The sequence below is a fragment of the Ancylomarina sp. 16SWW S1-10-2 genome (assembly GCF_009669305.1).
Taxonomy (GTDB): domain Bacteria; phylum Bacteroidota; class Bacteroidia; order Bacteroidales; family Marinifilaceae; genus Ancylomarina.
The window spans coordinates 1-15,038 of the sequence record NZ_SADB01000030.1 but is presented as its reverse complement, the minus strand read 5'-3'; the positions used below and the strand labels follow the sequence as shown (position 1 = coordinate 15,038).

The following is a 15,038-nucleotide window of genomic DNA, read 5'->3' as shown; positions in this document are numbered from 1 at the left end:
TAGGTGAGGGTGTTTTTTTTGAAATAAAGATCATGAAACAAACCATTATCAAGCCTTTAAAATCAAAAGGAAGGTTTGTTTAGCTTATTTCAATATGACAAAGACTTTTGCCCTTATGAGCTTTTGCGAATAAATTAAAATTAAATTGTAGACAGATGAAAAATAAAATATCAAGATTACTTCTTTTAGCTTTTGTAGTTTTAGGAACAACTAGTGTTTCATCCGCACAAATGAAACCGGCTAAAATGTCACCACCACAAACAAAGAGAGAAGTGACAATAAAGGCTCCTGCTAATGAGGTGTGGAAACTACTTGCATCATTGGAGAAGGTGGAAGAGTATGTACCTACATTGGTAAAATCGTCTTTAGCCGATGGTCATGGACTCGAAGCGGTTCGTGAGATGGTAATGGCCGATGGTACGCCTAGGTTAGAGGAAGTTCAGATCTATGATCCAGCTAATAAATTAATTGCATTTAAACCCTTTGATGAATATTTACCTACAAAATACTTATCGGTTTATTATAGAATAATGTCGCAAGGACCCAACAAATGTAAAGTGAGTATGTCGGGTTATTTTGAGGCAAAACAGGGAGCGTCCGAAGGTAAAATTATCAAACAATTGGGATCTGAATTTTCTAAAACACTTAAAGGTTTAAAAACTTATTTAGAGAAGTAATTCATTAACTGAGAAATTAGAATCAATTTTAAATAAGAGTTATGCGTATTTTAAAATTAAAGTTAACGGTTCTGTTCCTAATGATCTGTGGACTATTTGGTAGTGTTTCTGCACAAATGCAACCAGCTAAAATGTTGCCTCCTAAAGTAAAGAGAGAAGTCAAAATTAAGGCCTCGGCAAACGATGTTTGGAACTTAATTGCATCGCTTGAGAAGGTTGAAGATTATGCACCAAGCTTAGTGAAAAAATCTATAGCAGATGGTCACGGAGAAGATGCGGTGAGAGAAATGGAAATGGTTGATGGTACAACAAGATTAGAGACCGTTCTTATTTTTGCACCTAATTTGAAACATATTTGTTTTATTCCTTTCGAAGACTATATGGAAACAAAACACTTGGCAGTGCACTGCTACGTGCAAGCCAACGGTCCTAATAAATGTAAAGTCATTTTTAAAGGCTATTTGCATGCTAAAAAGGGCACTTCCGAATCTAAGCTAATTAAGCAAATGGGCTCTGAATTCTCTCAAACACTCAAAGGCCTAAAAACCTACTTCGAGAAGTAACAAGAATGGATTAACATGATATAAAAAAGGTGAAAGCTCTATTCTGAAGCTTTTACCTTTTTTTATTTAGGGCTCTCTTTTTAGTAGCCTAATTTAGTAGAGGGAAAATAGACGTTATCAAATACATCGAAAATTAACATCTTTTAATTAAGGCATATATCAATTCCTTGGGTCTTTATTTTGAGAACCGGCTTTTCGTAACGAATAATACGATCAAGGATGAAGGACTACCTTTTTTCATCTTTACAAATAATTATATTATAGCAGTTTATCTGCAAAATAAAACAAAAAACAAATGAGAATAATTCTATTATTATTGACTTGTATGCTTAGTCTTAACGGACTGAATGCTCAGGTGAAATTTGAAAAATTAAACTGGGAAGAAGCTCTTGCAAAAGCAGAGAAAGAAGGAAAGGATGTGTTTGTAGATGTTTACAGATCAGAACCTGCCGATAAGCTAAGAGCAGAAGTTTATAAGACGGTATTTACAGAAAGTGAAATATCTGATTTTATGAATAATAATTTTGTGTGTATTGCTATTGATATGTCAACTAAAGAGGGAGCGGCTTTTGTTCCAAACTTGAATTCTTTAATGTATCCTTGCATGGTGTTTTATACTGCTAAGGGAGATCAGTTGGAAGCAACCCGTGCATATTCCATTAAAAAGGATAAAAGTAAATTGCTTGAACTGGCTAAGATTTCTATGGAGAAATCGGATGTAAAAGCAAAAAATAACGGACATATAACTTTCAATCATTTCACATACGAAGAGGCTCTTGCACTTGCAAAAAAGCAAAATAAGCTCATCTTTATTGATGCTTATATACCTGGCTGTCGTCCTTGTGCTCAAATGGCAAAAGATGTATTTACGCTTAATACGGTAGCTGATTTCCACAATGAAAATTTTATAAACCTGAAGATTGATTTTTTTACGGATAGACCAGATCTTTCAACGAAATTTGAGGTAAAGGGATATCCTGCTTACATGTATATAAATAGTGATGGCAATATTGTGCATAAGGCAGGTGGTTATACCGAGGCTGATAAATTTATGGGCTATGGAAAGGAAGCTTTAAAGAAGTTTTCAAGTATAAAATTCGAACATTCTTCATGGAAAGAAGCTCAACTAAAGGCGAAGCAAGAAGGTAAAATGATTTTTGTTGATTGCTATACCGTTTGGTGTGGGCCATGTAAGGCAATGAGTAAGAATGTATTTACACAAAAGAAAGTTGGTGATTTCTTCAATAAAAATTTTGTGAACATTAAGCTCGATATGGAAAAAGAAGGCGAGCAATATAAATCATTCCTTGGTGTTAATGCCTATCCAACTCTTGTGTTTTTGGATGCAGAGCATAATATATTACATAAAGTAGTTGGTGGCCTAGAAGCAGACAAGCTTATTGCTGCCGCACAACTTGCACTAGATGGTAAAGGCATTGCCCTTTATGAGAGAAAATTAGTTGAAGGAGAAAGAAATGCTGAATTTTTGATAGAATATCTTTCTATGCTTGAGTCGGCTTATGCAAAGGATAAGATTGCTGAAGTTGCTAAAATTTACTTTGAAAATGTAGCAAAAAAAGAACTTATTGAGGAGACGAATTGGGAAATGTTGAACAAATATATTCTAGATTACAATTCAAGAGAATTTAAATATCTTTTTGCAAAGAAGGATAAATTTGCTGACTTATATGGAGAAAAGCCAGTCGAGAACAAAATCTATAGTGTGTGGGGCAGATGCGCAAATAGCTTTATAGTAAAAGATGGAGAAAATAAGACTCTTGATGAGGAAGGCTATAACAAGTATTTGAAGTTGCTTAAGAAAAAGAAAGTTAAGCAATACGAGAGCATTAAGTTTTATTCAGGTATTAACAATTCTTTAGAGCTAGGCGATTGGAATGCTTATGTTAACGGCATAGAGAAAGGTGTAAATGATAAGCTTATTGAACCTACAGATATGCTTGTGTACAACTGGTGTTTGCGAGTTAATCAGGGCTGTAAGGATAAATCTTTAAGACTTAAGGCTGCTCAATGGGCTAAGAATTCACTTGCTAAGGGAGGTCCGTTTGGTGATGCGATGAAAAAGCAGGTTGAAGAACTTGAGAAGTAACTCATCAAACATGGAATCTGAATTTCCAACAACTCTAAAAGGCTCGAAAGCTTACTACGACAAGTAATAAGAACCGCCTTACGATTAAATTATAAAAGGTGAAAGCTCAATTCTGAGTTTTCACCTTTTTTTATAATTATTGCATTTGCCAATTTGTAATTTAAAGAGCAATCTCGATACCAGCTCCTCTAGGACTTCGGCCTTGTTCTAAGAGTAGGAGGACACACCAAACTTAATATATGCGTTGGTGGAATAGAGGTATGATTGCTTCTAATTTTAAATTACGATATCTTCATCCTTCTTATTTCTTCGTTTTACATTTTGGTTCACATCGTTAATTATTTGTGAAGCAGCCTGAGCCAACTCACCATAAACGGGATTGTTTGCCTGGCTCATAACTTTTAAATAAGGTATGATATCATTATTGATAATCGAAAATATGACCTTCTTTATTTCAGTAGCAGACTCTTTTAATCCTTCTTTAGATTTGACCTCTCCCCAAGCTATGTTTGCTGTTTTAAAATCAGTTTGAGCCGTTTGTAAATTAGCGATAAGCTCGGTACAACCCAGTACAGCAGTAATATCAGCTTGTAAATTGGCCGCAGCAAAATCTTCCAGCATCGATTCGATTAAGGCTGACTCAATTAAATAGCTTTCGTGCATTATTTTTAGTCCATATTTTTCGAACACAACATATAGTCTTCCAGCCGATGCACTTATTTCGGCATTAGGATTATGCATAGCTCCCAGTAGTAGATAGTTTAAAGCTTGTACTTTCTCATCTCTCACAACATCTTTATCATCTAAATCCGATTCAGCCTTGCCGCGATTAATTGCAGTTCTCAACGAGTCAGATTTGTTTTCTAAGTGGGTAAAAAGACCTACCAGATAAGTATCGGTCTCTAAGTTTTGTTTTTTGTAAGTTAATCCTAAATTTTCCGATACCTAGCTTACTTCGGTGGTACGACATTGATACGATAATTTTGGAATCATGGTATTAATCTTTTGGGGTTAATAATAATTTAGAAAAAAATAAGGTATTTTGAAAATTCATAATAGGTGAATGTTCATAGACTGAATTTACAAAAAAAAGGATTAGTAAAAAAGACATATAGTGAATTATTTACCTGACAATGAGGTGCTTTTGTTGTTTTTTATGATACTTTACTTAGTGTTTGTGGGGCTTTTTTAAAAGAAAACACATTAAAAATTGCAGTGATTTAAGCTGAATTATTATTTATTGTGAAATTATAATTAGAATCTTTTTTTAGGAAAGTCATTAATGGATGTTAATTGCTTCCTTTTCGTTAAAGTAAGCCATTAACAAATGTTGAAGGCTTGCCCAAGTCTTTAGTGGAGCAATTAATGGATGTTGTCGACCTTCCTTATTTTAGACTCTTTTCTTCGAAACAACTGTGTCTACTGTTTTACGTCTGTTTTGATAAGGGATTATTGTTAAGCATTAAAATGAGAATCCAATTAAATAGAAGTTTCTTGTTACGTTTTAATTGTACTACAATATAGAAATCATAATTAAGTAGATCAATTCTATTTTATGTACACGATATACTTTACTAGACATAAGGGATTGTTTTCTATTTTGTTTTTCATAAGTTTGGTATGCTAGAATATTCATTTGCCATAGCTTACTTAAGCAAGCAACAGTTTTACCTTATATTTAAGCTAGACTATCTTATGAATAGAGGGGAAAGACAGAGATTTACACCCACGTAAGTAAAAGATTTCTTGCAAAAATAAAAAGTCAATTAGACGTAATTTTAATGGATAACAAGAAGAATAACAACGATTTATAAAAAACAACAGATAAGTGGAATAAAGTGCATTGTACTTTACCCACTTGTTAGGCACAAGTTTGAGAAAAAAAGCAGCATCATATGAAAAAAATATTATCAATATTATTACTGACTTTTATTGCATTAAATATATATGCTCAATCGGACTTTTTGACCGAACAGAAAAGATATAAACGGGTAAGAACTGCAATTAATGACAAAGAACAATTAGTATTAAAAAAGTTAAAGGAAAACAGTATAGAATTAGACGAACTCAATATCTTGATTATTGCTTATAAATATGAAAGCGAAGTTGAAATATTTGCTAAAAAAAAGACTGAATCGACATACAAGAAACTTGCAACTTATAGTGTTTGCTCTAAATCCGGACAAATAGGACCAAAAAGAAAGCAAGGAGATTATCAAGTTCCAGAAGGTTTCTATTTCATTGATAGATTTAATCCAGCAAGTAGTTTTTACCTTTCATTAGGAATAAATTACCCTAATCTATCTGACAAGAGAAAAAGTAATGCAACAAATTTAGGCGGAGATATTTTCATTCATGGTTCATGTGTTACGATTGGTTGTTTACCAATGACAGACGATAAAATCAAAGAGATTTATCTTTATGCAATAAATGCTAAAAACAATGGACAAAAAAGAATACCCTTTTACATCTATCCATTCAGAATGACAGAACAAAAATTTACAGAATACAAAGAAAAGTATAGTGATAAAACTGAATTAATAGACTTTTGGACAAATATCAAATTAGGTTACGATAAATTTGAGAAAGAGAAGAAAGAATTAATTGTATCTATAAGTAAAACAGGAGATTATATAATTGAATGACAAATAACCAGTGCCTAACACGCAATATAATAAAGTGGGCAGAAAGTGCTAAATATGAATATTTTAACTATAAATAACCATCGTAGTAAAATGAAAGATTGGTGTTCCAAAATGCCCACCTTATCATATTGCCACCGTTAGGGGCAATTTAAATAAAACGATGAATACAACAGGAAATATACCTAATAGACCACTAAAAATGCCTCCACCTTATTGGAGGTCATCAGGTGCAATATTCCAAGTGATTGAGGCTATAAAAGACTTAATCCTGTATTTGGAAGACTTAATTGTCATTCATGAAAAGGTGAATATAGAATTAGATGATTTTTATGTGAGGAATCCCGAAGAAGATGATATTGAGGAAGAATTTGGAGAAATAGCTAGTCCTTTATGGGAAATAGAACATAAGATTAAATTAAAATGTGAATTAGCCATATTTATGATTTCTGTTCATTTAGAAGATCGGTTAAATATGCATATAGTCTATAATTTAGACAAAGATATTGGAGAAGTAATAGAAAAATTAAGCCCTCCGGAAAAGTTAACTCTTTTAGCTTCGATTTTAACTAATAAATCAGTTAAAGGTGAGAAACCTTTTGAAGCTATACGGAAATTATCTTCATGGAGAAATGCATATGCCCACGGTCATTGTACAGACAGGATAACTAGGACTTTAAGACATAATCATTTAGTTAAACCAGAGAATTATTCATCAGTACCAGGAGAAATTGAGTTAATCCAAAGTAGTATTGAGAGGTATTTACTAGTTTCGAAGTACTTGCAAAATATAAGTATAAATGAATATACTTCTGGTAGTTCATCAGAGAACTTTGAAATTCAAGAATTATTAAATGAAGTAGGAAAATTCAAATTTGACTATTCGGGGAATGGTGATATTTATGAGATTGAAAATTTTGATGTGTAAAAAACAGCCCCTAACAACTAAGCGTTCGTGTGGCAGGAACTGCCCAACATGCACGGTGGGTTGACGTAACCGATAACAGAATTTCTACTTTATGGGGAATGATCTAATTTGCGGAACTTTTAGGAAAGGGAATCTTGCAATATGAAGCTCTTTTAAATGTGGTGATTTAAAAAAAATATAAAGTTGTAGATTGATCTTATTTACCAACTTAATAAAATCTACTTGTCAGGTTCTGACTAAAGCTTTATATTGAGAGCCTCACAAAAATAGTGAGACCCTCAAGAATGCTACTTTTTATTGGTTCAGAAAACTCGACCACAAACAATCTTGAAAATCGGTAAACATGTGGAATTGTTTCTCCTACAATTTACTAATTCGCCGTATTTAGCTTGCAAAAACAGGGTCTCTCCCAATTACTTACCTACAATATAGAAATCATAATTAAGTAGATCAATTCTATTTTATGTACACGATATACTTTACTAGACACAAGTAATTGTTTTCTATCTTGTTTTTCATAAGTTTGGTAATCAGAAAAAGATGAGTCATTGATCTGTACCCATGTTTCCAATAAGGATTTTATTTGATTCAAAAATCCTATTAATAATCTTATTGATGACATATAAATATTTTTATGCACTTACACAACCAGATCATCTGTGTAAGTATATGTTTTGAGATCGATAAAAGAAATATAAGTGTACATACACATTCACAATCGTTATCTATCAGTCTAAACAACAGGAAAACAATAGTATAAGAAATAATAAAAGATGTGTGGAATTGTAGCATTAGTTGGAAAGGGAGATATTTCAGAATCACTAAATAAAATAAAACATAGAGGTAATGATTTATTAAAATCAATAAAGACTAATCATCTCTCTATTGGATTTAATAGACTTGCTATTAATGATAAGACTGAAAATGGTGCTCAACCGTTTGAATTTGGAAATTTGATAGGTGCATTTAATGCTGAAATATATAATTCAGATAAATTACGTAAAAAACACAATATAAAAACAAAATCAAATACAGATACTGAAGTCATACTGCCTTTATTTGAGAGATTTGGAAGTTCTGTGATTCAACATCTTGATGGATTCTATTCGGGATTAATATATAACAAAGTAACACATGAGACTTACTTGCTTCGTGATTATATTGGTAAAAAACCATTTTTTTATGTCAAAACTAAAAAATCAAGATTTATCGTTAGTGAATTAAAAGCTGTCGATTCTATTGTTGAATTTCAAATTATTCCTAAGGGTTTTTCGAAATTAAAGGAAGATAAGATACATTTAATAGAGCAACATCAAACATCTACAGTTTCCACAGACCAAATAAAAGAAGCATTGATTGAAGCAGTAATAAAGCGTATCCCCAAAGAAGAAAAACAGTTTGGGATATTCTTGAGCGGTGGTTTAGATAGTTCGATTGTTGCAAGCGTCATATCTAAATATGCTGAAAATGTTATTTATTATACGCTTGGTAATACAAAAGACTTCGAATATGTTACCCTCCTTGCAAAGCAGTTAGGTATTGAAGCAAAGATTAGAAAGGTTGCTTTACCGAAGCCCAATGAGCTTCCAGAGCTGATAAAGAAAGTTGTTTATTATACTGAAAGCTATAACCCTTCAATTATCAGCAATGGATTGGCTACGTTTTTACTTTCAAGAGAAGCACATAATGATGGTTTAAAAGTAGTAATAACTGGAGAGGGTGCAGATGAGCTATTCTGTGGCTATACCATATCAAAGAATAAAAATAAGTGTTTTGAAAAACGTATAGAGCTGATTGAAAATATGCATTATACAGAATGTCGAAGATTAGACCTTGCTTCAATGGCACATACTATAGAAATTCGCTGTCCTTTCTTAGATAAAAAAGTATATGCCATTTCAGAGCAATGCACGCCAAATGACTTAATAATAAATGGTCAAGGAAAGAAAATATTGAGAACGTCATTTAAGTCAATTTTGCCAAATGAAATTTCAGATCGAAAAAAAGTATCGTTTGATGTAGGCTCAGGAATTAGAAAAATGGTTGTTGAATTTTTAACTGCCAATGGTGAAGTAGAACAAGAAGCCTTAAAAAAAATATGGAGTAAATATTTTCATGAATCCTTGTCAGATAATTATTATTTTCATTCCTACCCTACTTTTGACAGTGCCATTGCTAAAAGAGGAGTTGTTCACAAAAGTAGTGTGCAAGATAAAATCGAGGATTTACTTTTGCGGGAGTTTAAAGATATACCATTTCATAACATATTTATGCTTAACAACATAGATATGATTGGAACTGCTTTAGGGGGGACTTGTTCGGATAAAGTTTTACATTTCAAGAAAGTATTAGCCGATAATGGCATAGAATCAAAACTACACTCTGCATATATCAATGAAAAAGAATGTCATCGAATGCTCTCGATTGAAATAAATGATAAAAAGTACTTCATAGATCCTGGTTCTGGTTGGGGAAATCCAAAACTACTTCCATCATTTGAAGTTATATCATATTCTGTTTTTGGAATGACATTCAAAACAGAGCTTACTAATGAAAATTTGCTTTTATTTCATAGAACAAATGGACAGTTTAAGCTAATGATTAGAATCCCTGTAAAATCGAAATCAGAAAATGAAATATTTGCAGATATTCAAAATAGATTTTCTAATGGTGTCGGATATCCATTTCAAAGTAGTTTGAGATTTTCAAAAGTCATTGAAGATTCATTCTATTTTATAAAAGGAAATCGATTGAGAATTTTCCGAAGTAGTGGAATAGAAGAGCACGTTTTGAGAAAAGCAGAAGTGAAAAATTTAATACAGAATACTTTTGGCTTTGATTTGAAAAATATTGAAAAATGGTACCCTGAAAAATGAATATCATAGTAGTAATAGCCACAAAAAACAGACCTGAATTACTAAAACAACGTTCACTTAGAAGCGTATATGCTCAAATCAATAGTCCTGATCAAATTATTGTTGTAGATGATTCAGACAATAAAAAATCTAAAGATGAAAATGTTGCAATAATAGAGGGGTTTAAAAATGAAAATAAGAAAATCGATACAGAACACATACTAAACCAACGAACCAAGGGTGCAGCTGGCAGTTGGAATAGTGCAATCGATTATATTTTGTTGCAAAAACAAGTGCCAGAAAAAACATTTATTGCAATATTGGACGACGATGATGAGTGGCTTCCTGATTACCTTAAATTGAGTTCTGAATGCATACAGAAATATTTGTTAGATATGATTGCTTGCGATTTTTATAGGATCGAAGATAAACAAAAATATCATTGCACAGCACCGACTAAACTTTCTGTTAATGATTTCTTGATTGGCAACCCTGGTATTCAGGGGGCAAATATATTTGTGCGTTTATCTTGTTTTATGGAAGCGGGCTGCTTTGATGAAAATATTCAAAGCAGCACCGATCGGGATCTTTGTATAAGGATAACCGATTTGGGATATGTTAAATACAAGCGACTAGCCACTCCGTTGATGAAACACTATGCTGATAGCGATAGGATCAGGATGAGTTCGCCTAATACAGATACGAAAAAAGCCGGACTTCATAACTTTTGGCTTAAACATTCAAAACGAATGTCTGATGATCAGAAACAAAAATATTTGGATAGAGTTAAAACATTATTCAAATGGGAATTGCCTGTTGTAAACATTCCGAAACAAGAAAGAAAACAGAAGAGAATAGATATTGAAGGAAGTATTCTTCTCTATGTTGGAATTATTTGTTCTGAATATAAAGTGATTTCACCTTTGCTAACTCAACTTGAGGAATTGCATAATACAAAAGGGATAAACAATATTTGCATATTTCTTTTAGAAAACAACTTATCGACTATCGATAAAGAAAAGATTGTAAATCTACCGGGCAAATCAAAAATCACTTTTATTACCAAGGAAATGCAAGATAGGTGGATTGATTCAGTTGACTATTTTAGAAACTTTTCGCGCAATAAAAAACAAATGTTTGGCATTGCACAAGCAAGAACTATTCTTCAGAAATATGTGGGGCAAGCAATGAAACTAAGTCCTGATTGCCCTATTGTTTGGATTTTGGACGAAGATATGCAGATTACAGAGGAAACTATTTGTGGGATACAAGAATTGCCACAACTCAAAAAATCTGGTGTAGATATAGCTATAGGCAAATATGAATTTTCTTCTCCAAATCCTCCAGTAAATGGCATTCGTGTTCAATTAGTTGATTTTTTGTATAACTTAAATTGGTTTCTAAATCAGAAAAGCAGCGAGACCTTGCCGGATCTCTCGGATGAGAATAACGAGTTAATAAATAAATATACTGATTATTATTACGATTTGTCTCGTAAACATTTTGGACATCTTGAACACCCCTTTTGGTATAAGCCAAAATCTGATAAAGAAACCGTAAGCGATAGTATTGAGCATTTATGCAAAGATGCAATAAAAATATTTGGAGGAACACCACTAACTAGGCCTCTGCTGAATCTTGATACAAGAAGTATTGTTGATTCGGCAACAGACTCTGTAAATCGAGGGGGAATAACATTTATTTTCAATCCTGAAGCTTTAGATGCTACTCCTAATCTAAATATGGAAATTAATGGAACGGATATTCGCCGTTCTGATATGGTATGGTCTGTAATAAATAGATATTATAGGAAAATGAATGTCAAAGCAGTAAATATTCCGATATGGCATGCAGGCAAAGAGAGTGAATGTTTTGCAAACTTGGATATCTACAAAATAAGAGAAGAAATATTAGGGTCATGTTTATATGCTGGTTTAACAGATTTTTTGAAATTAAATCCCGAGCATAGTTTGAAATTTACAGATGATGAACTTGTCGTAGTCTATAAAAACTTTAAAAAGCACTTAGAACATAGAATGGTGCTATTAAAACATTCTTTTTATCGAGTAAGAGGAATTTCCAAAAGCATCCATAGCTTAAAAGAATATGCTCAAAACCAAGATCTTCATAAATTAGTTGCATTAATAAATAAAAACTTTAGTAAAAATAATTATGCATTGATAAAAGAAAATGTAGAAACACTCTCTATTTTTGCATTATCTGAGTTTTTAAATTCAATGCAAATACAATCAGATAAGTATAAAAGGAGTAAAATAGTATGATATTAAATGAAAATAATTGGTGCTTACTGCCAACTATATATGGCGATTTTCGCATGTATGATGCACAAGACGAAGGAATTAGAGTTTTATCTATTTCACCAATAGAGAACATCGGAGACAACCCACTATTACGAATGCATTCATCATGTATCGCTTCTGAAGTGTTTGGTGCAAAAGATTGTGATTGTGCTGATCAATTGCATGAAGCAATGAAACTTATCGCTAATGAGGGAAGAGGCTTGATAATTCATCTTCATCAGGAAGGAAGGGGACACGGACTTTCTGAGAAAATTAAAGCTGTATCTGTTATGCAAAAAGAAAACTGTGATACGGCAGAATCTTTTGATAGATTAGGCCTAAAACAGGATATTAGAGACTTTACTAAAGTTATAGCCATGTTAAAGTCTTTAAACATTACTTCTGTCCGATTAATTTCAAACAATCCTTATAAGGTAAGTTCATTAACAGATAGTAATATAACTGTAAATACGATTTCCACACACCCTAAAATAAGAACCGAAAATAAAGATTACTTATATTCAAAAAATGAAAAATTAGGGCATACATTGCCTTTGGATATTTCGGGAAATGCAAAAACAATTAACTTTTATCATTCAGATCAAAGGTGGGGTGAGTTCTCTAATTTCTCGAACCATGCAATCTTTTTAGATGGAAAAATCTGGCCAACAGTAGAACATTTTTATCAAGCTCAGAAATTTTGCAATACTGAATTTGAAGAAACTATACGTCAAGCTGAAACTCCAATGTTAGCAAAGCAGAAAGCACAGGGTTTTCTTAAAACACATGCCATAAATAACTGGATACATGAAAAAGAAGATGTGATGTATAGAGGTTTAGAAGCTAAGTTTTCTCAGCATCCCGACCTAATGGATTTGCTTATTTCAACCAGGAACAAAACACTTGTAGAACGAGCAGATTCTGATCACTATTGGGGAGATGGAAAAGATGGCAATGGAAAAAATCGCTTAGGTTATTTGTTAATGCGTATAAGGCGAAAGAAACTAAAGAAGCTTCAGTTAAACAACATGCAAGAGTCTCTTAAGAATCACCTTAGTATAGAAAAATCCTTACGCCAGCTGGGGAAAGGTGATGAGGGAGTTGTTTTCACAGACGAACAGTGGGTCTATAAGTCATTTTACGACATTACAGATGAAGAATGGGCCTTTTTGAACGAAAAATCAGATTGTTTTGATAAATGTAATGCTCTGGCTAAAATTGAAACTTATGAAATCGAAGATTTAAGGATTATCAGATATCCATATCTTGATTTTAAACCTTTGGGGGACTTTGAAAGAGAAGAAATTATTTCATTCCTAAGATTTTGTAAAAAAAATGAAATAATGTTTGCCAATATTAAACCTCTCAACTTTATACAAACGCAATCAGGAATAAAGCTCATTGATTATGGCAGATCGTTTATAAAATATACTAATGGCGAACTACTAAATGCTACCAAACGAGCATATTTGCTTTGGAAGTATCCTACTATGGAAAATGATGTTTTCAAATCCTTTACTCAAAGAATAAATAATAGTGAGGAGTTTCCTGAAATAGAAGGGTGGAGGGATTTTTTGAATGAAATTCAAGCTGGCGCGAAGAAACATCAACTTCAAACTCTGGTGTAGAGGAAGAAGTGCTTGTTTGAAGGTATAAAAAATGAATAAAACCTATTATAAAGACCAATAGATAACACGCAATATACGTAAGCTGGGTGATGTAGCCAATTTGAGCCTTTGTACGTTTACTCAAAATCACAACGGTTTGGTAGGAAAGTGCTTCGAAATCTCAGCCTCCGCATATTGCCACCGTTAGGCACAAGTTTGAAAAAAGACAAAATAGCTTTCTATCAATGAAAAAACATTAGTATTGATAATCTTTGGACTAAGTATCTTAATTAGTTCTTGTTGCATTACAATTAAAGAAAAAAATATTGGCAACAATTTATACTTGTCCGAATATGACAATGTTGACAGAAGGATATTTTACTCAATGGAAAAATGTAGTGGCGGAGGTATTGAGATTGTACCTATGACTGTAACCGAATACGCTTATGATGAAAATTGGATAATTGCAAAATCAGGTGCAGGTAATAATTCAAAACATCAATATTGGATAATAAAGAAAACAGATAAAAAAGACCCAACAATCGAAGACATTAAACTAAATACTTTTGGGCAATTAGACTTTAAGGAATTTAAGAAAAAGCTGAACGAAAACAGGATTTGTTTAACTCTTAAAAGAATTGAATAAGATCATTATCACAAGTGAGAAATAACGTTCATACGGACATTTAATATATGGAAGAACAACTACCTACTCCAGTACTAGAACTAATTGCTTTGAACCTATATTTAGGTTCAATAACAATGCTATTCGGAATAGCGATAGTTGCTTTGATTATATTTAGAAATGGTAAATTCAACTGGACAAAGTTTCTACTTATCACAGTTTTATTAATAATTTCCGGAAATTTAATGTCGTTATGGATTTGGAATAATTGGACTTTAGGCATTGACATTATGTTTGGACCAATACACCTTCCTACCTTATTTTCAATTGTGATTGTTGGATTTATTTTAATAAAACTATTTAGGCTTAAAATTTTAAAGAGTAAAACCAGTGCCTAACAACTAAGCGTTCGTGTGGCAGGAACTGCCCAACATGTTTCGAAGAACAGCGTAGCTAACAGTCGGTGGGTTGACGTAACCGATGACAGAATTTCTACTTTATGGGGAATGGTTTAGTTTGCGGAACTTTTAGGAAAGTGAATCTTGCAATATGAAGCTCTTTTAAATGCAGTGATTTCAAAAAAAAACTTAGATTCAAGTAACAAATGCAACTGAAGGGATTTTAGATAAAAAAAGGAGATCTAATTTTTCAAGACAATGAGGAGAAATAGTCTCACCCATTGTCTATGTGGAATAAAAGTCTTTTTTTTACCACTAAAATCGCCAAACTAAAGT

The 15,038-nt window shown here is 32.5% G+C and carries 12 protein-coding genes; 10 read left to right on the top strand and 2 right to left on the bottom strand.

Annotated features, from left to right (window positions below):
• Positions 1-155: 155 nt before the first annotated feature.
• The 3 genes from EMN46_RS17235 (at position 156) to EMN46_RS17225 (ending at position 3,347) form a co-directional block, all read left to right on the top strand.
• Positions 156-677 carry an SRPBCC family protein gene (locus EMN46_RS17235; protein ID WP_154202063.1) on the top strand — a complete coding sequence of 174 codons (522 nt, stop codon included), beginning with the start codon at positions 156-158 and terminating at the stop codon, positions 675-677.
• Between the two features lie 41 nt (positions 678-718).
• Positions 719-1,240, top strand: a complete 522-nt coding sequence (locus EMN46_RS17230) for an SRPBCC family protein (RefSeq protein ID WP_154202062.1) — start codon at positions 719-721, stop codon at positions 1,238-1,240.
• A 295-nt stretch (positions 1,241-1,535) separates the two neighbouring features.
• Positions 1,536-3,347, top strand: a complete 1,812-nt coding sequence (locus EMN46_RS17225; RefSeq protein WP_154202061.1) for a thioredoxin family protein — start codon at positions 1,536-1,538, stop codon at positions 3,345-3,347.
• Between the two features lie 276 nt (positions 3,348-3,623).
• Here EMN46_RS17225 and EMN46_RS17220 read toward each other — a convergent pair whose 3' ends face one another.
• Entirely contained in the window at positions 3,624-4,193 is a 570-nt protein-coding gene (locus EMN46_RS17220) for a DUF6261 family protein (RefSeq protein WP_154202060.1), read from the bottom strand.
• A 1,049-nt stretch (positions 4,194-5,242) separates the two neighbouring features.
• Here EMN46_RS17220 and EMN46_RS17215 point away from each other — a divergent pair.
• Positions 5,243-5,992, top strand: a complete 750-nt coding sequence (locus EMN46_RS17215; protein WP_154202059.1) for a murein L,D-transpeptidase family protein — start codon at positions 5,243-5,245, stop codon at positions 5,990-5,992.
• Between the two features lie 160 nt (positions 5,993-6,152).
• Positions 6,153-6,917 (top strand): hypothetical protein, encoded by a 765-nt coding sequence (locus EMN46_RS17210; RefSeq protein ID WP_154202058.1) that lies wholly within the window; start codon positions 6,153-6,155, stop codon positions 6,915-6,917.
• 421 nt (positions 6,918-7,338) lie between these two features.
• On the opposite strand, the gene EMN46_RS17205 is transcribed toward EMN46_RS17210, so the two are convergent.
• Entirely contained in the window at positions 7,339-7,539 is a 201-nt protein-coding gene (locus EMN46_RS17205; protein WP_154202057.1) for a hypothetical protein, read from the bottom strand.
• A gap of 151 nt (positions 7,540-7,690) precedes the next feature.
• Between EMN46_RS17205 and EMN46_RS17200 the strand changes: the two genes are divergently transcribed.
• The 5 genes from EMN46_RS17200 (at position 7,691) to EMN46_RS17180 (ending at position 14,702) form a co-directional block, all read left to right on the top strand.
• Positions 7,691-9,793: an asparagine synthetase B gene (locus EMN46_RS17200; protein WP_154202056.1), complete on the top strand. Its 2,103-nt coding sequence runs from the start codon at positions 7,691-7,693 to the stop codon at positions 9,791-9,793.
• The gene (locus EMN46_RS17195; protein ID WP_154202055.1) at positions 9,790-12,054 is read left to right on the top strand and encodes a glycosyltransferase family A protein; all 2,265 of its coding nucleotides are present in this window, start codon (positions 9,790-9,792) and stop codon (positions 12,052-12,054) included. Before EMN46_RS17200 ends, EMN46_RS17195 begins: the two co-directional genes overlap by 4 nt.
• The gene (ribA, locus tag EMN46_RS17190) at positions 12,051-13,700 is read left to right on the top strand and encodes a GTP cyclohydrolase II RibA (protein ID WP_154202054.1); all 1,650 of its coding nucleotides are present in this window, start codon (positions 12,051-12,053) and stop codon (positions 13,698-13,700) included. Before EMN46_RS17195 ends, ribA begins: the two co-directional genes overlap by 4 nt.
• Before the next feature lie 364 nt (positions 13,701-14,064).
• Positions 14,065-14,325 carry a hypothetical protein gene (locus tag EMN46_RS17185; protein ID WP_154202053.1) on the top strand — a complete coding sequence of 87 codons (261 nt, stop codon included), beginning with the start codon at positions 14,065-14,067 and terminating at the stop codon, positions 14,323-14,325.
• 47 nt (positions 14,326-14,372) lie between these two features.
• Positions 14,373-14,702: a hypothetical protein gene (locus EMN46_RS17180; protein ID WP_154202052.1), complete on the top strand. Its 330-nt coding sequence runs from the start codon at positions 14,373-14,375 to the stop codon at positions 14,700-14,702.
• The last annotated feature ends 336 nt before the right edge of the window (positions 14,703-15,038 follow it).

Coding starts and splice junctions, on each gene's coding strand:
- EMN46_RS17235 (WP_154202063.1), top strand. CDS start 156: ATGAAAAATAAAATATCAAGATTACTTCTTTTAGCTTTTGTAGTTTTA.
- ribA (WP_154202054.1), top strand. CDS start 12,051: ATGATATTAAATGAAAATAATTGGTGCTTACTGCCAACTATATATGGC.
- EMN46_RS17195 (WP_154202055.1), top strand. CDS start 9,790: ATGAATATCATAGTAGTAATAGCCACAAAAAACAGACCTGAATTACTA.
- EMN46_RS17230 (WP_154202062.1), top strand. CDS start 719: ATGCGTATTTTAAAATTAAAGTTAACGGTTCTGTTCCTAATGATCTGT.
- EMN46_RS17215 (WP_154202059.1), top strand. CDS start 5,243: ATGAAAAAAATATTATCAATATTATTACTGACTTTTATTGCATTAAAT.
- EMN46_RS17185 (WP_154202053.1), top strand. CDS start 14,065: ATGGAAAAATGTAGTGGCGGAGGTATTGAGATTGTACCTATGACTGTA.
- EMN46_RS17205 (WP_154202057.1), bottom strand. CDS start 7,539: ATGTCATCAATAAGATTATTAATAGGATTTTTGAATCAAATAAAATCC.
- EMN46_RS17225 (WP_154202061.1), top strand. CDS start 1,536: ATGAGAATAATTCTATTATTATTGACTTGTATGCTTAGTCTTAACGGA.
- EMN46_RS17180 (WP_154202052.1), top strand. CDS start 14,373: ATGGAAGAACAACTACCTACTCCAGTACTAGAACTAATTGCTTTGAAC.
- EMN46_RS17210 (WP_154202058.1), top strand. CDS start 6,153: ATGAATACAACAGGAAATATACCTAATAGACCACTAAAAATGCCTCCA.
- EMN46_RS17200 (WP_154202056.1), top strand. CDS start 7,691: ATGTGTGGAATTGTAGCATTAGTTGGAAAGGGAGATATTTCAGAATCA.